Source organism: Chitinophagaceae bacterium (genome assembly GCA_007695095.1).
In the GTDB taxonomy this organism is placed as follows: Bacteria; Bacteroidota; Bacteroidia; order Chitinophagales; family REEL01; genus REEL01.
The window spans coordinates 1-20,546 of sequence record REEL01000146.1 but is presented as its reverse complement, the minus strand read 5'-3'; the positions used below and the strand labels follow the sequence as shown (position 1 = coordinate 20,546).

General features: G+C 35.4%; 16 protein-coding genes. 9 read left to right on the top strand and 7 right to left on the bottom strand.

Annotated elements, in window-relative coordinates; genetic code table 11:
• Positions 1 to 54 precede the first annotated feature (54 nt).
• Entirely contained in the window at positions 55 to 204 is a 150-nt protein-coding gene (locus EA412_11910; protein TVR77177.1) for a type II toxin-antitoxin system RelE/ParE family toxin, read from the top strand.
• 36 nt (positions 205 to 240) lie between these two features.
• Here EA412_11910 and EA412_11905 read toward each other — a convergent pair whose 3' ends face one another.
• From EA412_11905 to EA412_11890, 4 genes are all read right to left on the bottom strand, one after another.
• Positions 241 to 1,086 (bottom strand): transketolase, encoded by an 846-nt coding sequence (locus tag EA412_11905; GenBank protein ID TVR77176.1) that lies wholly within the window; start codon positions 1,084 to 1,086, stop codon positions 241 to 243.
• A 44-nt stretch (positions 1,087 to 1,130) separates the two neighbouring features.
• On the bottom strand, positions 1,131 to 2,675 hold the full coding sequence (locus EA412_11900) for an Rne/Rng family ribonuclease (protein ID TVR77175.1): 1,545 nt from the start codon (positions 2,673 to 2,675) through the stop codon (positions 1,131 to 1,133).
• Between the two features lie 205 nt (positions 2,676 to 2,880).
• Complete coding sequence (locus EA412_11895) at positions 2,881 to 3,714, bottom strand: hypothetical protein (GenBank protein ID TVR77174.1); 834 nt, start codon at positions 3,712 to 3,714, stop codon at positions 2,881 to 2,883.
• Positions 3,711 to 4,010, bottom strand: a complete 300-nt coding sequence (locus EA412_11890) for an integration host factor subunit beta (GenBank protein TVR77173.1) — start codon at positions 4,008 to 4,010, stop codon at positions 3,711 to 3,713. The genes EA412_11895 and EA412_11890 overlap by 4 nt, the downstream gene beginning before the upstream one ends.
• A 296-nt stretch (positions 4,011 to 4,306) precedes the next feature.
• Here EA412_11890 and EA412_11885 point away from each other — a divergent pair, with 296 nt between their 5' ends.
• The 6 genes from EA412_11885 to EA412_11860 all read left to right on the top strand — a co-directional run bounded on the left by EA412_11885 (position 4,307) and on the right by EA412_11860 (position 11,302).
• The gene (locus tag EA412_11885) at positions 4,307 to 5,923 is read left to right on the top strand and encodes an FAD-binding dehydrogenase (protein TVR77172.1); all 1,617 of its coding nucleotides are present in this window, start codon (positions 4,307 to 4,309) and stop codon (positions 5,921 to 5,923) included.
• Between the two features lie 77 nt (positions 5,924 to 6,000).
• Positions 6,001 to 7,737: a thiamine pyrophosphate-binding protein gene (locus EA412_11880; protein TVR77171.1), complete on the top strand. Its 1,737-nt coding sequence runs from the start codon at positions 6,001 to 6,003 to the stop codon at positions 7,735 to 7,737.
• Positions 7,724 to 8,839, top strand: a complete 1,116-nt coding sequence (gene mutY / locus EA412_11875) for an A/G-specific adenine glycosylase (GenBank protein ID TVR77170.1) — start codon at positions 7,724 to 7,726, stop codon at positions 8,837 to 8,839. Before EA412_11880 ends, mutY begins: the two co-directional genes overlap by 14 nt.
• Before the next feature lie 24 nt (positions 8,840 to 8,863).
• Positions 8,864 to 9,301 (top strand): single-stranded DNA-binding protein, encoded by a 438-nt coding sequence (gene ssb / locus EA412_11870; GenBank protein ID TVR77169.1) that lies wholly within the window; start codon positions 8,864 to 8,866, stop codon positions 9,299 to 9,301.
• Between the two features lie 34 nt (positions 9,302 to 9,335).
• The gene (gldE, locus tag EA412_11865; GenBank protein TVR77168.1) at positions 9,336 to 10,691 is read left to right on the top strand and encodes a gliding motility-associated protein GldE; all 1,356 of its coding nucleotides are present in this window, start codon (positions 9,336 to 9,338) and stop codon (positions 10,689 to 10,691) included.
• 8 nt (positions 10,692 to 10,699) lie between these two features.
• Complete coding sequence (locus EA412_11860) at positions 10,700 to 11,302, top strand: hypothetical protein (GenBank protein TVR77167.1); 603 nt, start codon at positions 10,700 to 10,702, stop codon at positions 11,300 to 11,302.
• Here the strand turns inward: EA412_11860 and EA412_11855 are convergent.
• The 3 genes from EA412_11855 to EA412_11845 form a co-directional block, all read right to left on the bottom strand.
• On the bottom strand, positions 11,291 to 12,592 hold the full coding sequence (locus EA412_11855) for a UDP-N-acetylmuramoyl-tripeptide--D-alanyl-D-alanine ligase (protein ID TVR77166.1): 1,302 nt from the start codon (positions 12,590 to 12,592) through the stop codon (positions 11,291 to 11,293). The two genes, EA412_11860 and EA412_11855, sit on opposite strands and share 12 nt — an antisense overlap.
• Positions 12,593 to 12,680: 88 nt before the next feature.
• On the bottom strand, positions 12,681 to 14,126 hold the full coding sequence (locus tag EA412_11850; GenBank protein ID TVR77178.1) for a gliding motility lipoprotein GldJ: 1,446 nt from the start codon (positions 14,124 to 14,126) through the stop codon (positions 12,681 to 12,683).
• A 105-nt stretch (positions 14,127 to 14,231) separates the two neighbouring features.
• Positions 14,232 to 15,269 carry a type IX secretion system membrane protein PorP/SprF gene (locus tag EA412_11845; protein TVR77165.1) on the bottom strand — a complete coding sequence of 346 codons (1,038 nt, stop codon included), beginning with the start codon at positions 15,267 to 15,269 and terminating at the stop codon, positions 14,232 to 14,234.
• A gap of 176 nt (positions 15,270 to 15,445) precedes the next feature.
• Between EA412_11845 and EA412_11840 the strand changes: the two genes are divergently transcribed.
• Both EA412_11840 and EA412_11835 read left to right on the top strand, forming a co-directional pair.
• The gene (locus EA412_11840) at positions 15,446 to 19,288 is read left to right on the top strand and encodes a T9SS C-terminal target domain-containing protein (protein TVR77164.1); all 3,843 of its coding nucleotides are present in this window, start codon (positions 15,446 to 15,448) and stop codon (positions 19,286 to 19,288) included.
• A 28-nt stretch (positions 19,289 to 19,316) separates the two neighbouring features.
• On the top strand, positions 19,317 to 20,468 hold the full coding sequence (locus tag EA412_11835) for a hypothetical protein (protein TVR77163.1): 1,152 nt from the start codon (positions 19,317 to 19,319) through the stop codon (positions 20,466 to 20,468).
• Positions 20,469 to 20,546 lie beyond the last annotated feature (78 nt).

The window sequence follows — 20,546 nt, the reverse complement described above, 5'->3', positions numbered from 1 at the left end:
TAAAAGATATTGAGGAAAACCGGGTTGTTGACCATGCAGAACTGATGAAAAAATATGAAAAAAATAACTAAAGTTATTTGGTCAATAGAAGCGGTTGATAATTTAGATAAGATCATTGCTTATTTGGAAGAAAAATGGTCAGAGAAAGAAATTAAAAGGTTTTTTCTAATGTCTCACCCCCCCAAACCCTATCTCAACCCTTAATTTTTTAGCAACTATATAAAGCATTACTAAAAAACTTTAATAATCGCCTATGGTTTCTTTTAGTTGTGATAAAGCGTTTTCAAGCTGCTCATCATTTGGAGGTACGCCATGCCAATTGTGGTCATTAACCATAAAATCCACACCATGTCCCATTTCAGTTGTCATAACTATGGCTACAGGCTTTCCCTTTCCGGTTTTTGATTTGGCTGTCTTTAAAGTGTTTAGCACAGATTCCATATCATTGCCGTTCATTTCCAGCACTTCCCAGTCAAATGCTTTCAGTTTTGCAGGAAAATCTCCCAGAGAAATAACATCTTCCGTAGGACCGTCTATTTGCTGACCGTTATAATCAATTGTCATTATAAGATTGTCAACTTTATGGTGGGGTGCAAACATAAGCGCTTCCCAAATCTGCCCTTCCTGCATCTCACCATCACCTTGTAAAGTATATATCAATCCGTCATCATTGTTTTGTTTTTTTGCCAAAGCAGCTCCGATAGCCACAGATAAGCCTTGACCCAAAGAACCCGAGGCAACTCTTATGCCGGGTAAGCCTTCTTTAGTTGTAGGGTGACCCTGCAGGCGACTGTCAATCAGTCTGAATGTCGAAAGCTCTGCCGGCTTAAAAAACCCTTTACGAGCCAAAACACTGTACCAAACAGGTGATATATGCCCGTTTGAGAGGAAAAATAAATCTTCCCCTTCACCGTCCATGGTAAAATCAGGCTTAATATTCATTACCTCAAAGTACAGGGCCACTAAAAAATCGGCACAACCAAGTGATCCTCCCGGATGCCCGGATTTTGCACTGTGAGTCATTCTTACTATATCTCTTCTAACCTGTGAGGCTAATGATTCCAGTTTTTTTTGTGTTTCAGACATGTACTTAATTTTTAGTTCTCAAAGCTACTAAATTCACTTTGAATCTATATGATAATTTGCTCATTGCTTTTGTCTAAAAAATGAAAATCAACCAGACCGGCATTTACATCAGGCCTTATAGTAATCCATTTTTTATATTTTAAAAACCACTTAAGCTGAACAGACATAAGACCTTTTTTCAGAAATGATTCTAAATAGGGGTGTACTATCAGACTGATTTTTTTATGACTGTTGGTTAAATATTCAAGGTGTCGCTCTATTTCATCGGTGATTAAAATAGAAGATTCTATTTTTCCGGTACCGCGACAGCTTGGACAAGTTTCGGTAGTTTTGATGTTTATTTCAGGCCTTACCCTTTGGCGGGTTATCTGCATTAGCCCAAACTTTGTTAAAGGAAGTACAGTATGCTTTGCCCGGTCGTTTTTCATAAACTCTTTCATTTCTGTATAGAGTTTCTTTTTGTTTTCAGCCGAGCGCATATCAATGAAATCGATGATTATAATACCACCAATATCCCGTAATCGCATTTGTCTGGCAATTTCTCTGGCAGCATCTGAATTTACCTGATAACTAACTGTCTCCTGATCGCCTTTATTAGCCGCTTTCGGACCGCTGTTTACATCAATTACGTGTAAAGCTTCCGTATGTTCTATGACCAGATATGACCCACTTTGCATGGTAACAGTTTTCCCAAAAAGTGATTTTATCTGTTTTGTAAGACCGTTAACATCAAATAATGGCTTATTTCCGGTATAATTTTCAACTATACCTTTCTTTTCAGGTGCAATTTTGGCGATGTACTCCTCTATTTCATGATAAAGTGCTTTATCATTCGTCGTAATTTTATTGAAATCATCATTTAGAAGGTCTCTTAAAATAGTGGATGTTTTGCTTAATTCGGAAAAAACCTTTTTAGGTGCACTGCTTCCCCTCAGATTCTTTTTAATCTCTTCCCAGCGGGTAATTAACCTTTCAAGGTCTTCGTGTAAGTTGACAACAGACTTGCCCTCGGCAGCAGTTCTGACGACCAAACCAAAATTTTTCGGTTTGATACTTTCCATTAGCCTGAGTAAACGCTTTCTTTCATCAGCATTGGAGATCTTTTTTGATATCCCTATAGAGTTGGTGAAGGGCGATAAGATGATGTATCTGCCCGGTAAAGAAATTTCACAACTTAATCGGGGGCCTTTGGTGGAAATAGGCTCTTTTAAAATTTGAACAAGGATTGTCTGTTTATTTTCAAGAACGTCTGTAATCTTTCCGTTTTTAAAGATATCCTTTTCAAATTCAAAGTTTTGAAGCAATTTATCGCCTGCATTACCGGCTACGGCAGATTTGGTGAATTTTGAAAGGCTCTTATATTGCGGACTTAAGTCTGTATAATGAAGAAAACCTTCCTTTTCATAACCTACATTAACAAATGCCGCATTTAATCCGGGAATAACTTTTGTTACTTTCCCAAAACATACGTCACCAACAGTAAACTGCTTATTCGTACCTTCTTTGTGATATTCAACTAATCTTTTATCCTCAATCAGAGCAAGATCAACACCGCTCGGAGAAGAATTGATATATAATTCCCTTTCCAAAATATTTAAATTTTAGATACAATCAACGCATAAATTATGCATTGACAAAATAAATAAAGGGTCCTTTAAGTATGGTGATGAATAGCGTTTCTGTCTCCTCTACTTCACTTTCTTCTTGTGTCTGTTTTTACGAAGCCTTTTCTTACGTTTGTGAGTGGCTATCTTATGTCTTTTTCTTTTTTTTCCGCAAGGCATATTCTATATATTATTTTTTGACTAAAATTCTTTCTATGTATAAATCCAGTTCCCTTTCAAATTCCGGGTTGTCTACTAAAGATTTGCAAATTTCGAACATTTCTACCGCTTTTCCAATTTTTCCTAGAGCATTATATGCTTCGCCCAGAAAAAAATAGGCTTCAGAATTTGTAGGATCTTGACTGATAACTGTTTCAAGACGCATTACAGCTCTGTCATACTGTCCTGATACAATTCCAAATCTTCCCAACAATAGATTTGCTTCTATATTTTGTGGTTCTTTTTCGACTACATCAAGTAATATTTCTACACCGGCCATTACATTCGCATCATCTTCCATTAGCAAACCTGCCAAATCAACTTTTGTCTCTAAATTATCCGGGTTGATTTTTAAAGCAGCTTCCAGACTTTCTTTAAATTTACTTTGCAGATAAAAATAAAAAGCGTGCCTGTTTTGTTGCCGTAAAAAAACAATCCTGTACAACTCAGCTGCTGCAAGCCAATCTGACTCAGTCTGAGTTTTAGAAGCGAGCGTTGTTTGTAACTCTGCTGCCAAGGCTAACTCATCTAACTCAGCATATATCTTTACCAAACTATCCTTTAGAGCTTTGCTTTCCGGAAAGTCAGTGTTTGAAATATTTGCTTGTATATCAGCTATTTTAGCTAAAGTACTGTCTTCTAAATTTTCAAATCGACCTTCTCTGTATTCTTCAATTGAGAACTCTCCGGGTAAGGTACTTTCTCTATTAACCTTATTTAACTCCGGATTTTTAATCGGCATTAAATAAATTAGAATCAATAGTCCAAATGAAAAAAAAATAACTATGTAATGTTTAAATGTCATTTTTTCTTTTCAGGTTTTAGATTTTTCTTCACATCATCAACAAATGTTTTTGCCGGCTTGAATGAAGGAACAAAGTGTTCAGGAATTTCTATGGCTATGTTTTTCTTGATGTTTCTACCAATTTTTTTTGCTCTTTTTTTAACAATAAAGCTTCCAAAACCTCTAATGTAAACATTTTCTCCTTCCCCTAATGATTCCTTAATTTCATTAAAGAATGTTTCCATAGTGACCAATACATCTACTTTAGGAATGCCAGTCTTTTCTGCAATTTGTGCAATTAAATCTGCTTTTCTCATTTTTATTCTGTTTGTTTATTCGTACAAAATTCGTAAATATTTTAGTAATTGAGTGGAATTACTTAAAAAAACTACAAATATTAAACCTTAAAAAGCGCAGCTTATTATAGTTAGGTGTTAAAATTTTGTGTAATTTATATTTTTTGTTTACAATTATATTTGTAAAATATTGATTAGCATGTATTTTATCTATTTTTTATGCGGTGAATGAATAATAATTCTTTTTATCTTAGTCAAATAATTTTCGTGGCAACAAACAGAAAAGGTTTTATAAAAATATTATTAATAAGTTTTTAATGCATAGGATAGAAAATAAAGCCGATGTTTTGATAATTGGAGGGGGAATTGCAGGTATTGTCTCTGCAATTGAGCTATTAAAGAAAAATAAGACTGTAATTATATTGGACAGAGATGAAGTTGAAAACTTTGGAGGACTGGCAAAAGAATCTTTTGGTGGAGTATTTATGGTAGACAGCCCCATTCAAAAAAGAAACCGCATTAAAGATAGTGTAGAGCTTGCTAAGTCAGATTGGTTTTCTTCAGCCGAATTCAATAATAATGCGAAATATGAAAAAGAATGGGCAAACTATTTTATTGAGAATAATCGGGAAAAAGTATATAATTACTTAAGCAGACATTCAGTTTCTTTTTTTCCGGTTGTACATTGGGTAGAAAGAGGTCTTTTTCATCCCGGAAACAGTCTGCCCCGATTTCATATGGTTTGGGGAACCGGATTAGGTTTGATTAATTCACTTTTAAATTCACTTAAAGGAATTACTGAAAACTCAAAGTTTAAAAGTTTATTCAGGCATAAAGTACATTCTTTACATATACAGGATGGCAAAGTAAAAGGTGTTTTTGCACTTAACGAAGCGGATAATACGGAGCATAGTTTTTATGCAGATTCAGTTATAATTGCAAGCGGAGGCATGTGTGGCGGTGATTTGAGTTTGTTGAAAAAAAACTGGTATGAAGAGTGGGGGAGTCTCCCGGAAACTATTCTCAATGGTTCACACAAATATGCTGACGGAAGTTCTATAAAATTAGCCAATCAGGCGGGAGGTGTCAGCGCAAATTTGCATTTGCAATGGAATTATGCGGCAGGTGTTCATCACCCCAGGCCAAAAAGAGATAATCATGGATTAAGTTTAGTGCCTCCTAAATCAGCTCTTTGGGTAAATTATCAAGGTAAAAGATTTGAAAATCCGGCTTTGATAACTGCATTTGATACGCGTTATTTAGTAGAGCGAATTTGTAAAGAGCCGGTAAAAATGTCCTGGCAGATTATGAATTATAAGATTGCTTTGAAAGAACTGGCTGTTTCCGGTTCAGAATATAATGATGCTATCAGGGATAAAAAGATTTTTGCTTTTTTGAAAAATGTATTATTTGGGAATAAAAACCTTATAAATGATTTGATGGAAAATTGTAAAGATGTTGTTTTTGCTGACAACGTAGAGGAATTGGTTCATAAAATGAATGCTCTTCAGCAAAATGAAATGATAGATGCAGACGATCTTAAAACACAGATAGAAAAATTTGACAACATGCTTAGTCCGTCAAAGTTTAGAAATGACGATCAGCTAAGAAGAATTGCTCAACTCAGGAGTTATAGAGGCGATCGTTTACGAACGTGTAATTTTCAAAAAATTTTAGATAAAAAAGCCGGCCCTTTAATAGCTATTAGAGAATTTATACTTTCCAGAAAAAGTCTGGGAGGTTGTGTGACTAATTTAAAAAGTCAGGTGTTGGATAAAGAACATGAACCCATTCCCGGCTTATACGCAGTTGGTGAAGCCGCAGGCTATGGAGGTGGCGGAATTCATGGCAAAAGGGCTTTGGAAGGTACTTTTTTGGCAGCTTGTATTGTTAACGCACAAAATGCAGCAGATGCAATAAGCAGAGGCTATTAAATAGCGTATAAAAATAAATTTAGTGAGCTACAATCTTTAAAATTGATATCTTAGTCATTCAGAATTAAAAATATAAAATGAAAAAATCAGGAGCAGAGTTAGTTGTATATGCTTTAGAACAAGTTGGAGTCAGGTATACATTTGGAATACCCGGTGTTCATAATACGGAAATTTATGATTCACTAAACTCCAGTGAGTTGATAAAGCCTGTACTGGTAACTCATGAAGGAAGTGCTTCTTTTATGGCCGACGCAATTAGTCGTTCAACAGAATCAACTGGCACACTTGTTATAGTTCCGGCTGCCGGTTTAACTCATGCCATGAGTGGAATAGGAGAGGCTTATCTGGATGGAATACCCATGCTGATTATTACGGGAGGCGTCAGAAATGATACCGGAATGAATTATCAGCTTCATCAAATGGATCAACTTAAATTAGCGGATGGAATTGTAAAAGGTGGTTTTTTAATTCAGAAACACGAGGAGATTATTAGCACTATTTACAAAGCTTATGATTTGGCAAATTCCGGAGAACCGGGGCCTGTGATTGTTGAGGTGCCTGCTAATATTCAAATGTTTACCGGTGAAATAGATAAGTTACATACATATCAAAAGCCGGAATTAGTCAATAAATTTAATCAGGATGAAATAGAGGCAGCCGTAGATTTATTGCTAAAGGCAAAAAGACCGGGCATTTACGCCGGTTGGGGAAGTGTTAACTCCTCAACTTATTTGAAAGAAATAGCGGAGGCATTAGTTGCACCTGTGGCAACAACTCTTCAGGGATTGAGTGTTTTTGATTTCAGACACCCGCTTCATACGGGCATGGGTTTTGGAAGGTCAGCGGTTCCGGCGGCTGAGAATGCTTTCAAAGATTGTGATTGTATGTTGGCTGTAGGGGTGCGTTTTGCTGAATTAGCTACCGGTAGTTTTGGAGTAAAAGTGCCTGAAAATTTAATTCATATAGATATAAATCCGGAAGTTTTTAACAAGAATTATCCGGCAAAAATAAGTATAGAAGGAGATGCCACTCAGGTGTTAAAGCAAATTTCAGAAAGTTTGAAAAATAGAAATCATAAGCCGGACAGAGATATAAAAGTGTTTTCTGCCCAAATTGCTTCCGATAAAGAAAAATATTTTTCAGAATGGGAAAAGCATAATAGTAAAGACAGGGTTAACCCGTATCTTTTATTTAAAAACCTCAGAAATCAAATTGCTGATGATGCATTTGTTCTTACAGACGATGGTACACACACTTTTCTGACAGAAGAATTGATGCCGTCTTATCTTCCCGGACATTTTTTGTCTCCGAGTGACTTTAACTGTATGGGGTATTGTGTTCCGGCTACTATTGCTGTAAAATTGGCTCATCCGGATAAAGATGTAGTTGGAATTGTCGGTGATGGGGCTTTTATGATGACTTGTATGGAAATTGTAACTGCAGCAGCAAACAAAATAGGTTCAGTCCATATAATTTTTAATGATGGTGAGTTAGGACAGATTGCTCAATTTCAGCAAATCCCTTTAAACCGTAAAACCTGTACTGTTTTGGGAAAAGTTAACTTTGAAGGTGTAGCAATGGCTACCGGGGCTCACTATATAAGATTAGATGACAACAGTAAGATAGAAGAGTCAGTAAAAGAATCTCTTCAAACCTCTGCTAAAGGAATACCGGTAATTTTAGATGTGGTTGTCGATTACTCGAAGAAGACGAAGTTTAGTCTGGGTGTTGTCAAAACAAATCTTGGCAGATTCTCGTTTAAAGACAAGTTACGATTTTTAGGGAGAGCAGTAAAGCGACATGCATTTGGATAATATGGAAGATAATCCTTCAGAGGGTAAAAATAAGAAGCTTTTTTTTACAAAAGAGTTAATGCATTGGGAAGGGCATAAGAAGAGACTAATGCCCTGGAAGTACGAAAAGGATCCTTATAAAATATGGCTATCAGAAATAATTTTACAACAAACCAGAGTAGAGCAGGGGAAGAGTTATTACAACAAGTTTATTTCTAACTATCCGGATGTAGATTCTCTGGCAAATACCCCTATAGATAATGTACTAAAAGATTGGGAAGGTTTAGGCTACTACAGTCGGGCTAAGAACTTACATACAGCTGCTAATCAGATTGTTAAAGAGTATAACAGCAATTTCCCTGATAATTTTGAAGATATATTGAAGTTAAAGGGAGTCGGTACGTACACAGCTTCTGCAATATCCAGCTTTGCATTTAATATTCCAAAAGCGGTATTAGACGGCAATGTTATTCGAATTTTGGCCCGCTATTTTGGGATAGGTGAACCATATAATAAAGCCTCAACCAAAAGAAACTTTCAGAAATTGGCAGATGAACTTATTGATATGTCGAACCCGGCAAAATATAATCAGTTGATTATGGATTACGGCGCTTTAATATGCAAGCCTACATCACCTGATTGTGAGAATTGTGTTTTGCAACCAAAATGTTTTGCCTTTCAAAACGATAATATTAAAAAATATCCGGTCAAAATAGCAAAGGCACAAAAAAAGAAACGTTACTTTTACTATTTTATAATTGAAAACGGAGAAGAAATAGTTTTAAATAAAAGAAGTGAGAAAGATGTTTGGTCAGGTTTATATGATTTTCCGCATGTAGAGTATGAAACTGAACAAAATGTTGAAAAAGCATGTGAAGATTTTTTTACAATACAGAAGTTGGAAAACATTTCGATGAAAGACACTAAGCGAGCTATATTTAACTATAAGCAAACATTGTCACACCAATTTATTTTCTCTTTTTTTATCCGTATAAATGAATTGCAACCACAGGAATTATACCCTAATTATCATGTAGTGAAAAAAAACATTTTAAAAAAAATGCCATTTCCAAAGACAATTGCTTGGTATTTTAAAAAATGTTATTTAACTTTAATATTATAAATTTATTAACCTAAACTTAAAATTATGAGAGGATTAAACAAAGTAATGCTAATCGGGCACCTGGGAAAAGACCCTGAAGTGCCGCAGCTTTCAAATTCAACCAACAAGCTTGCTAAATTTCCATTAGCAACTTCAGAAAGCTACAAAGACAAATCAGGTCAGTTAATTACTCAAACAGAGTGGCATAATGTTGTCATTTGGGGAAATTTGGCTGACATTGCTTCAAACTATCTGAAGAAAGGTAGTCATGTGTATGTTGAGGGTAAGATTCGTACTCGTTCTTACGATAAGGACGGGCAAAAAATGTGGTTTACGGAAATTGTTGCTGACAGTTTTCAGATGTTAGATAAAAAGTCTGATAATGAAGGTGGAAGCAACTATGACAGCGAGCCACAAGGCCAAATGTCAAGCCAGCAATCAGACGTCAGCAACAAAAATGATGATGATGATTTACCTTTCTAAATTTTGATTATTTTTGTAATAAAAATTAAATAATTTGGAAAGTAGTCTTTCTGATGGAGATTATGAGCAACGTTTTGGCTTGCTCATACAATTTATAGCGCCTCTGAGCCCGGAATTACTCATTGTAGGCATTCTCATACTTATTTTAATAGTATGTTCCTCATTAGTTTCAGGCTCTGAGGTAGCTTTTTTTTCTTTGAATAATAATCATTTTCAGGAGCTTAAAAACAATTACCATACTGCCGGTGATACACTTATAAAGCTTTTGGAAAAACCTCGCTATTTATTGGCGACCATTTTAATTTCTAATAATCTGATTAATATTTCAATCATTATTCTATCTTATTTCCTGTTTGAAAGTCTTTTTGATTTTACCGGAAATGAGTTATTAGGCTTTTTGATCAATGTTATTGGAATCACTTTTGTTTTAGTTTTATTGGGTGAAGTTGTACCAAAAGTATACGCAACTGAGCATAACTTGAAATTTGCTTTGTTTATGTCTTTACCACTTTTGTTCCTGACAAAGTTGTTTAAACCAATCAGCTACATAATGGTAAAGTCCAGTGGAGTGATTGAGCGTCGCTTTCAGGATAAACAACATAATATAACAATAAGTGACTTAAATGAAGCCATTGATATTACTGTCAAACCTTCAGATGATAAGGAAGAAATAAAGATTTTGAAAGGACTTGTAAAGTTTGGCAATATTACTGTTAAGCAAATCATGACAGCCAGAGTAGACATGGTAGCTGTAGATGAAAAAAGCTCTCTCAAAGAAATTCTTGAATTGATAAAAGAGTCCGGCTTTTCTAGAATTCCGGTTTTTAAGGAAGATGTTGACCACATATCCGGCATACTGCACGTGAAAGATATCATTCGCATATTAGAACATGAAGATGATTTAAATTACGACTGGCGGCCAATAATCAGAAATGCTTTTTATGTTCCGGAAACAAAGAAAATTGATGATTTGCTGGAAGAAATACAATCTAACCGTAACCACATGGCTATAGTCGTCGATGAGTATGGAGGTACTTCCGGACTGGTTACTCTCGAAGATATTTTAGAAGAAGTGGTAGGGGATATACAGGATGAATTTGATGATAAGGATGAGTTAAACTACACACGTATTGATAAGAATACATTTATCTTTGATGGTAAGACTCAAATTAATGATTTTTGCCGCTATCTGAGTATAGATACCACTACTTTTGATGATGTCAAGCAAGATGCTGACTCATTAGCCGGCTTAGTTTTGGAGCTATCCGGACGATTTTTGAAAAAAAATGAAAGCATACAGTATGAAAACTTCCGGTTTACCGTTATTTCAATTGACAAGTTCCGAATTGAAAATATAAAAGTAACCATTTTAGATGGTGAAGTATCTTAAATCATTTTATGAAATATCTAAGCTTCATATTTATATTCGTTTTCGCATTTACTTCCTGCAGTGAGGATTTTACTCCTAAGCCAAAAGCTTATCCTAAAATAGTTTTTCCTGAAAAAGCTTATAAAGAATTTGTAGTTGAAGATTGTCCTTTCGTTTTTGAAATGCCGAAATACGGGGAGATTGTATCTAATAAAACATTTTTTGGAGAGTTACCGGATTCACCCTGTTGGGTTGATATAGTTTTTAAAGACTTTGCCGGTACTATTCATTTGAGCTATAAAGAAGTGGATGAAGATAAAAACGCAATAGGTGTGCTGATGGATGATGCACATAAAATGACATTTAAACATACAATTAAGGCAGAGTATATAGAAGAAAAAAGAATACAGGGGAGAAAAGATAATGTACAGGGACTTTTTTATGATGTCGGGGGTGATGCAGCTTCAGCACTTCAGTTTTATCTTACTGATTATGAAGATCATTTTGTAAGAGGTGCTTTGTATTTTGAGACTGCGCCAAATGTGGATTCTTTAAGACCTGTGATTGATTTTTTTAGAACAGATTTACTCCATATGTTCGATACCTTTGAATGGGAAGAATCACTCAATTAGTTTTTCTAGTGCAATGCCTCGGGAAGCTTTTAGTAGTATTAGTTTGTCTTTGATTTCATTTTTCTCCCACCAGCTTTTTAATTCAGCAACCGTTTTAAATTTAAAGGCTTCGGCAGGCAGCAGGTTAAAGAAAATCTCACCTACAAAAATCGTCTTTTCCAAATCCATTTTTTCCAGTTTCTGAATTATTTGCAGATGCTCTTGCTCTGTATATTTGCCTAACTCCAGCATATCTCCGACAATCGCCCATTTATCATTAGACCGTATACTTTGTAAATTATCAAGAGCTGCATGCATGCTGTCAGGGTTTGCATTGTAAGCGTCTAATATAAAAGTGTTTGTATCCTTTTTTAAAATCTGGGAGCGATTAGCTTTAGCTTCATAAGAAGAAAGCGCTATAGCAATATCAGTGGGTGGAATATTGAAGAACAGACCCAGATTTACAGCTGTCATAAAATTGTAGAAATTATAAGAACCCGTTAGCTTTGAATTTATGATGAACTCATTGCCTGCTTCAAAAAAGCGTAAACTTAACTCCGGAGTTTTATTTTCAATTATGTTGCCTTTTACAGTAGATGTTTCACTTGATCCATGAAACCGGATATTTGCATTTTCGGAATTTAGCTTTTGCATTTTCGGGTCGTCACCATTAAGAAACAAACAGCCTTTTTTTGCTGCTACATATGGAATAACTTCTGTGTTTGCTTCAATTATGTTTTCTACATTTTTAAAAGTCTCAAGATGGTCTTTACCAAAATTTGTGATTATTGCGTGGTCTGGATTTGCTATTTTGCTCAAATAGTCCACATCTCCCTTAAAGCGCGCCCCCAACTCTAAAATACCAATCTCCATATCAGGGGGGAAGTTTAAAATGCTTAGAGGCATTCCTATTTCATTATTAAAGTTTCCGGGCGTTGAGAATGTTTTGTATTTGATTGAAAGTACTTTCTGACAAAGCTCTTTGGTTGTAGTTTTTCCATTACTTCCGGTTATCCCGATTATAATCCACTTTGACTTATTTCTGTATAAACCGGCCAATTGTCCTAAGGCCCTAATTGAATTTTCCGTATAAAAAATTCTATCGTCAGTCGTAAGTTCAAACTTCTTTTTGTCCGTAATTACGGCCGATGCTCCCGTACTAAGTGCAGTTTCTATAAAGTCATTACCATCAAAATTATCTCCCTTAATTCCGACAAAAATTTCTCCGGCTTTTAATTTCCGGCTATCCGTATTAATTCCACCGGACTTTAAAAAGATTTTAAATAGTTTGTGGAGCTTTTCTTCTGTCATAAAGATTTAATGCAAAAGTTGAATAAATAAAAAAGGGACGAAAAATTCCGCCCCTTTCTTAAAATAAATATCTTATCCAAAATGTAATTTATCTTCTTCTGAATTGTTTTCCAGCATCATCTCCTGTAGGTCCGCCAACTCTGTCCATTGCACATCTAAATCCAATTTGAGATGAAGCCTGATCCTGATCCAAAAATCTTCTGGCACCCGGAGAAAGATAAAAAGCTCTGTCGTTCCAAGAACCACCTTTATAAACACGAGCATTATCGCTAATCAAAGTAGTTTCACCATATTCGTATGAAACCAATGATTCTTCATCACCATCTAAATGGTCAATTACATTTGCTCTTCTATAATTTCTTCTGTTGATATTTGTTTCTTCCTGATAAACGATTCTACCTAAGCTGTCTTTTTCAACCGGTAAACCGTCTTCATCCAATTTTTTTGTTTTGAAAATATTACCTCTAAAAGTATTGAAATCACTTGCATCCTGATATGTTTGAGGTCTGTAAACATCTTTTACCCATTCAGAAACGTTACCTGCCATGTTATACAATCCATAATCGTTAGGCATGTAAGAACGAACAGGAGCAGTAATACTTGCTTCATCATTTAAAGCACCGGCAATACCCATTAAGTCACCACGTCCTCTTCTGAAGTTAGCTAAAAAGTCTCCCTGCCAAGAACCACCTCTTGCATATCTAAGGCTTGAGCCATCCCAAGGATAAATTCTTCTGTCGGTAATTCTTTCCTCGTCTCTGTAAGGCTGGTTTCCTACTAATGCTAATGCAGCATATTCCCACTCAGCTTCTGTAGGCAATCTGTAAGCAGGAAGTAAAATACCATCTTCCATTCTTACACTTCGTTCACCTTCACCGGCAGGATTTAAATCTTCAAGATTTCTTCTAACCATACCTTCATATTGTCCTAAAAGGTAGGCTTCTGTATTAAAATTATCTTCATTAAGCTGATTCGGGTTTTGTTCAAGAATACCTCTGTCAACTAATATTTGCTCGTTTACTCTGTCTGTTCTCCATTTACTGAACTCTACAGCTTGTAACCAGTTTACACCTACTACCGGATAAAAATTATAAGCCGGGTGTCTGAAGTAATAATCTACATAAGGCTCATTATAAGCCAATTCATCTCTCCAAACTAATGTATCAGGAAGTGCATTTCTATAAACTTCCGGGTAGTCGTCCCCAAATACTCTTTGCAGCCAGTATAAATACTCTCTGTAGTGAACATTTGCAACTTCCGTTTCATCCATATAAAAAGAACTTACGGTTACTCTTCTTGGGATATTGTGATGTTCAAACATCACATCCTGTTCGGTATTACCCATTACGAAAGTACCACCCTGAATTAATACCAGGTTCGGTCCTGTTTCCTGACCGGGGTAATCAACTACTTCAAATCCGCCATTAGCCGGATCATTATAATTCCATCCGGTTATATCAGATTTCTGCTTCTGGCAGGATGAGAAAAATAAAGCTGTCGAAAAAAGGACTCCAATTACAAGGATTCTTGTCATCATTTGTACGGTTTTTGATTTTAAATACACCTAAACGAAACGCTAAGCTAAAATAAATATTTTAAAAAATGAAAAGCATGAACGAAAAAATATTTTTTGTTTTTACTAAAAACGTAAAATTCCGGGACATTTAATCTGGTTTCTGTAGCCCGCAGGACTTAGAGAACTCTGATCGTCACCTAAATTTATACTAACTGATATTTCATGTGCTCCACCTGAATTTATTTCCAGTCCGGAAACTGTAAAGTCAAAACTATATCCAATTCTGGCCGGTCCGGCATTAAAGCCTACTAAACCGATTATCGCATCTGAATTAGATAAAGTATGTCTGTAAAATACACCTCCGTAAAAATACTCAGAACCCATATAAATACCGGCATTTAGTTGTGTAAATTCTAATTGTTGCACTAGTAATACGTTAGGAGAAAGAAAAAGTTGCTGTGCAGGCCTGCTACTTATGTCAAAATTGTATCCTCCATGTATAGCAGTTCGTATCGCTAACCTGTGTTCTTCTTCGGTAAAGTGTTCTTTGGGTCTTGTAATATGATTTAAAGCTGCTCCTACATACCAGTTTTCTGAAAAGAATACACCACCTGCTCCAAAGTCAGCATATAAGATATTGTTATTGTCCGGTGAAATTTCAGTTGTCGGGTTTGGGGAATTAAATTCATCTACAAATCCGTATAAAGGATTGATCATATCTCCAAAGGTAAGCTGAGACCAATTTATATTTCTATTTACTACCCCACCGCTGATGCCTAATTTTAATCCGAAATTGTCAGCAATTCTCATTTGATAAGAATACATTGCATGGCCGGTATAAGTATTTAAAAGCCCTCCGGCAACTCTGTCTGCAGTGATTGAGACGCCTATACCACCACTGAGAGGTTCTATATGCTGATCATAAGAAACTGCAAAAGTTTCAAATCCCCGGTTTAATTGCGGCCATTGGTTTCTGTAATTAATATTAAATCTGGGTCCGTAAGCTATTCCTGCCAAAGCCGGATTTAAATGCAAAGGAGCAGAATGGTATTGACTAAATTCAGGTCTTTGGGCATTAGCTACATTATTAATAGAACTGTAAAAATATACAAATAATATGGTGCAAAATGCCGTTAAATATATCTTTGTTAATCTTTTCATAAACTACTTTGTTGTAAAACCGATATCAAAATTACTGTTTATTCTTGATTTTTCATATAATTGATGAGTTTACAACGGTTTTAATTTAATTAAAGGTATTTTTTTTCAAAAATATTTTACGTTTAGCAATATGATTTATAAAAGCTCGTTTTTAAAATCATAAAAAAATATTATTAGTGCGCAAGTTTAAAATATTTACACAATATACATTCAGCTTATTATGCATAGTTTTATGCAGTAATATTACAAAAGCTGCTTCATCTTTAGAAGTATTCCTTGAATGGGGTGAATCAAACACAGAACTATCGGTAAATGGTATAGTTCATAAGGAAGTTCCCTATTTTAAAGATGCTTTTTTCGATGAAAAATATAACTACTTACCTGCTTACAGAATAGTTGAGCCCATTAATACAAACGGGCAAATTTATGCTGAAATCAGAAATGAAGTATATCAAACCATTAGTTTAGCAGACCATGAGACCGAAGGAATACTTTCCGGTGAATTTAAAATTGAAGCTTTTAACGGGTCGGCCAGAGGTGTTCGACATGCTATTTTTGAAATTTTTCCTTTCAGAAGAAATTCCAATACCGGTCAGATTGAAAAGCTAATTTCATTTGATGTAGATTTTCAGGTAGATAACTCTTTTAGAATGAGTTCTTCCGGTGCCAATACTTATCCTCAGTCATCCGTATTATCAAGTGGCGATTGGTATAAAATAGCAGTTGAGAAATCAGCCATTCATAAGATAAACAGAAATTTAATAACTGAATTGGGGTTAAATCCTGACAATATAGACCCTTCAAATGTTAGAGTTTTTGGTATTGAAGGCGGGATGTTGCCTGAGTATAATGGAATAGAACGAACAACAGATTTAAGAGAACTTGCTGTAGAAGTTTCAGGAGCGGGAAGCGGCTCTTTTAGCAATAATGATTATGTTTTGTTTTATGGTAGTTCTCCTCATGCAGTTTTTTATAATGAAGAAACAGAAAGATTCGATCATCAAAAAAATCTGTATACAGACAAGACTTTTTATTTTATAAATATTTCGTCAACAAATTCACAGCAAGTGACGACAGCCTCATCTGTTCCTAATCCCAATAATATTTCTACTCATTTTTCTGAATACAAATATGTAGAAGACGAATTGGTTAATTTAATTAAATCCGGCAGGCAATGGTATGGAGATAATTTTGGCTTTGCAGTATCCTCACGGAATTATACTTTTGAGTCTTCCGGTATTCAAAGCAGTAGTCCGGTTTATGTAGAGAGTGCGTTTGTGGCTCGTTCATTATCTTCTGCTTCTACATTTAATTTGCGTTTAAACGGTCAGCAGTTTACAAGTCATAATATTGCAAGCGTATCATCCGGTTATACTTCAGAATATGCCAGGCGAACAACCCGTGCTGATACCTTGAGTAATATAACAGGTAATAATTTAAATTTTACTGTTGATTTTGTTAATTCAGCTTCGTCTTCAGAAGGGTGGATAGATTATTTAAAAGTTAACTTCAGGCGCTCATTAAGGTATAATGGTGAGCAGTTTATTTTCACAGATCTTAATAATATTGATAAAGGAGTTATTACAGAATTTAGAATTGCAAATTTCAATTCCGGTTTGAAAGTATGGGATATTACAGACCCGATTGTGCCGGTGAATATGAGCGGTAATTTAAGTGGAAGTGAATACAGATTCAGTACATTTACTGAAAAGCTTAAAAGATTTATAGTTTTTAATCCTCAGGGAAACCTACCTGTGCCGGAGTTTATAGAAGTTGTGGAAAATCAAAATTTACATGCTATTCAGCAGGCAGACATGATAATTGTTTATCATCCGGATATTAAAGGCCCTGTTGAAACATTAGCATCGCATCACCGTAATACTAAGAATCTTAACGTAATAACTGTGAATGTAAAACAAATATATAATGAATTTTCAGCAGGTTCGCCTGACATTTCTGCCATTAGAGATTTTACAAAAATGTTATATGATAGAAATGCAGCGAATGCCAATCAGCAGCCCAAATATTTATTATTATTTGGGAACGGATCTTATGATAACAGAAGTCGGGTTCAAAATAACATTAACCTGATACCAACTTATCAAAGTCATAATTCATTAGGGCCGGTTTCAACATTTGTTACAGATGATTTTTTTGCATTTTTAGATGATAACGAAGGGGATGATGTTTTAAGCAGCTCTCATTTACTTGATGTAGCCGTTGGGCGCTTACCTGCCAGAACTCTTCAGCATGCTCAGGATATGGTGGATAAAATTATTCATTATGAAAGTACTGCAACTTTTGGAAATTGGCGCAATGACCTTGTTTTTTTAGCCGATGACGGAGATTCAAATTTACATTTAAATCAAACGGAAAGATTAGTAAGTTTTGTAGACACTACTTATCCTTTGTACAATATAAATAAGATATATTTCGATGCTTACCCAAGACAATCAACCCCGGGAGGTGCCAGGTTTCCGGATGCACAACAAGCTCTCAATAATCAGATGTTTAAGGGTTCATTAATTGTTAATTATCTTGGACATGGAGGTGTAAACGGCTGGGCGCATGAGCGAGTTTTAACTATCAGTGATATACTGTCTTGGACAAACTATGATAAAATGCCATTGTTTGTAACAGCAACCTGTGAGTTTAGCCGTTTCGATGATCCAACTAATATTTCGGCAGGGGAACATGTTCTTTTAAATTCAGCCGGAGGAGGAATAGGTTTAGTAACAACAGTACGATTAGTTTTTGCCAGTGCAAATGAAGATTTGAACAGGGCTTTTTTAAAAAGAATATTTGAGCCGATAAATGGAGAAATGCCTTCCGTAGGTGAAGCCTTACTGTTGTCTAAAAATTTAGGAAATGCTGCTATAGGGAATACCCGTAAATTTGTTCTGCTTGGTGATCCGGCTATGAGATTAGCTTATCCGGAGTATGATGTAGTAACAACATCGATTACTGAAGATTTAGTTGAAAAGCAAACCGATACATTAAGTGCTTTGGGTCAGTATACCATTACAGGCGAGGTTAGAAACGAAAACGGAACTTTATTGGAAAATTTTAACGGCTTTGTATATCCTTTAGTTTTTGATAAAGTATCAGTTGTAGAAACTTTAGGTCAATCAGGAGGTAGCTTTAAGAAACAATTTGAACTCTTGAAAAATACGATTTACAGAGGAAAAGCTACAGTTAAAGACGGTAAATTTTCATTTACATTTATCGTCCCTAAAGATATAATGTTCAAATACGGACAGGGGAAAATTAGTTATTATGCTAATACAGACTGGGTAGATGCCGCCGGTTTTGATACTTCTATCATTGTCGGAGGTACAGCTGAAGTGTTTGTAGAAGATAATACTGGTCCGGAAGTAGAAGTGTTTATGAATGATGAGACTTTTGTTTTCGGAGGGATAACTGACCCTAACCCTCTTTTATATGTAAAACTTAGAGATGAAAGTGGTATAAATACAGTAGGTAGCGGAATTGGTCATGATCTTACGGCTGTGTTAAACGATGATACCCGAAATGTGCTGGTATTAAATGATTTTTACGAAGCAGATTTAGATAACTTCAGAAGGGGAACCATCAATTATCCGCTAAGTAAACTTCCGGAAGGTCGTCATAGTGTTCGGGTTAAAGCCTGGGATGTTCATAATAACTCCGGTGAAGGGTATACCGAGTTTGTCGTGTCTTCATCAGCTGAGATGGCCTTAAATCATGTTTATAATTATCCCAATCCATTTACAACCTCTACAAATTTTATGTTTGAGCATAATCAACCGGGACAAATATTAGATGTACAGGTTCAAATATTTACGGTAACCGGAAAGCTTATAAAGTCCATTCATCAGGAAGTTGTAAGTGAAGGATATCGGGTAGATAATATACATTGGGATGGTTTGGATGATTTTGGAGATAAAATAGGCAGGGGAGTATACGTTTATAAAGTAAACGTGCGTTCTTCTTCCGGGTTGAATGCCCACAAGTTTGAGAAATTGGTAATTTTAAGATAATTTTGTTAATAAATTTAAAAAAAATCAGATGCACATAAAAAAATGGGTTTTCGCCCTGGGAATTTTTCCTCTACTTTTTAATACTGCAAAAGCGCAACAGACAGCACCTCAAGATGAGTTGGGAATTTTAAATGTAGTAACTACGGCTGTTCCTTTTTTAAGAGTTATTCCTGATTCACGTTCAGGAGGAATAGGGGATGCCGGGGTAGCAATTTCACCGGATGTTAACGCACTGTTTCATAATCCGTCAAAAATTGTTTTTATAGACGATGCTGACTTTGGAATTGGTATTAATTATACACCATGGCTAAGGTCATTGGTAAATGATGTTTACTTAGCAAATATTGCCGGCTATTATAAGCTGGATGATATGCAGGCCTTAGGTTTATCATTAAGGTATTTTTCTTTGGGAAATATTCAGTTTACAGATGCTCAGGGAGCTAATCTAAATGAATTCAGACCTAATGAATTTGCATTAGACGGTACTTATTCAAGAAGACTTTCCGATCGTTTTTCTACCGGTATTACACTTAGATTTATTTACTCAAATCTTGCCAGTGGATATGAATCTATGGGTGAAGTTATTACTGCTGCAACAGCTGCTTCCGGTGATATTTCATTTTTTTATACTAATGATGAAGTAGAGGTTGGAGATATGAATACCACCTTAAACATTGGTGCAAATATTTCAAACTTAGGAAGTAAAATATCATATACACAGTCGGCAGAAAAAGATTTTTTACCGGCAAACTTAGGAATAGGTGTAGCATGGGAGTTGAATTTAGATGATTATAATCAGCTTACTTTAATCACTGATTTTAATAAATTATTAGCACCAACTCCACAACCGGACGGTTCACACAGAGAGCTTTCAGTTCCGGCAGGAATATTCGGATCGTTTAGCGATGCACCGGGTGGTTTTACCGAGGAAATGAGAGAAATTATGTTTGCTGTTGGTTTGGAATATTGGTATGATCAGCAGTTTGCAGTTAGAGTTGGTTACTTTAACGAGCATGAGTTAAAAGGAAATAGAAAATTTTTATCGGCAGGTTTAGGTGTACGATATAATGTTTTGGAGTTGAACTTTTCATATTTAATTCCAACAACTCCACAGCCGCACCCACTTGATAATACATTGAGATTCTCATTGCTCTTTAATTTTGCAGGTGATAGAAGCTAAAATCGCTTCCTAAAAATATATTTATGAGAAAGCCACTTTTTAAAGTGGCTTTTTTTTTGTTTCAATCCGAAATATTTA

Bases quoted from the DNA above. Each gene is read 5' to 3' on its own strand.
- EA412_11910 (TVR77177.1), top strand. From the start codon at position 55: ATGAAAAAAATAACTAAAGTTATTTGGTCAATAGAAGCGGTTGATAAT.
- EA412_11905 (TVR77176.1), bottom strand. From the start codon at position 1,086: ATGTCTGAAACACAAAAAAAACTGGAATCATTAGCCTCACAGGTTAGA.
- EA412_11895 (TVR77174.1), bottom strand. From the start codon at position 3,714: ATGACATTTAAACATTACATAGTTATTTTTTTTTCATTTGGACTATTG.
- EA412_11890 (TVR77173.1), bottom strand. From the start codon at position 4,010: ATGAGAAAAGCAGATTTAATTGCACAAATTGCAGAAAAGACTGGCATT.
- EA412_11885 (TVR77172.1), top strand. From the start codon at position 4,307: ATGCATAGGATAGAAAATAAAGCCGATGTTTTGATAATTGGAGGGGGA.
- EA412_11880 (TVR77171.1), top strand. From the start codon at position 6,001: ATGAAAAAATCAGGAGCAGAGTTAGTTGTATATGCTTTAGAACAAGTT.
- mutY (TVR77170.1), top strand. From the start codon at position 7,724: ATGCATTTGGATAATATGGAAGATAATCCTTCAGAGGGTAAAAATAAG.
- ssb (TVR77169.1), top strand. From the start codon at position 8,864: ATGAGAGGATTAAACAAAGTAATGCTAATCGGGCACCTGGGAAAAGAC.
- EA412_11860 (TVR77167.1), top strand. From the start codon at position 10,700: ATGAAATATCTAAGCTTCATATTTATATTCGTTTTCGCATTTACTTCC.
- EA412_11855 (TVR77166.1), bottom strand. From the start codon at position 12,592: ATGACAGAAGAAAAGCTCCACAAACTATTTAAAATCTTTTTAAAGTCC.
- EA412_11850 (TVR77178.1), bottom strand. From the start codon at position 14,126: ATGACAAGAATCCTTGTAATTGGAGTCCTTTTTTCGACAGCTTTATTT.
- EA412_11845 (TVR77165.1), bottom strand. From the start codon at position 15,269: ATGAAAAGATTAACAAAGATATATTTAACGGCATTTTGCACCATATTA.
- EA412_11835 (TVR77163.1), top strand. From the start codon at position 19,317: ATGCACATAAAAAAATGGGTTTTCGCCCTGGGAATTTTTCCTCTACTT.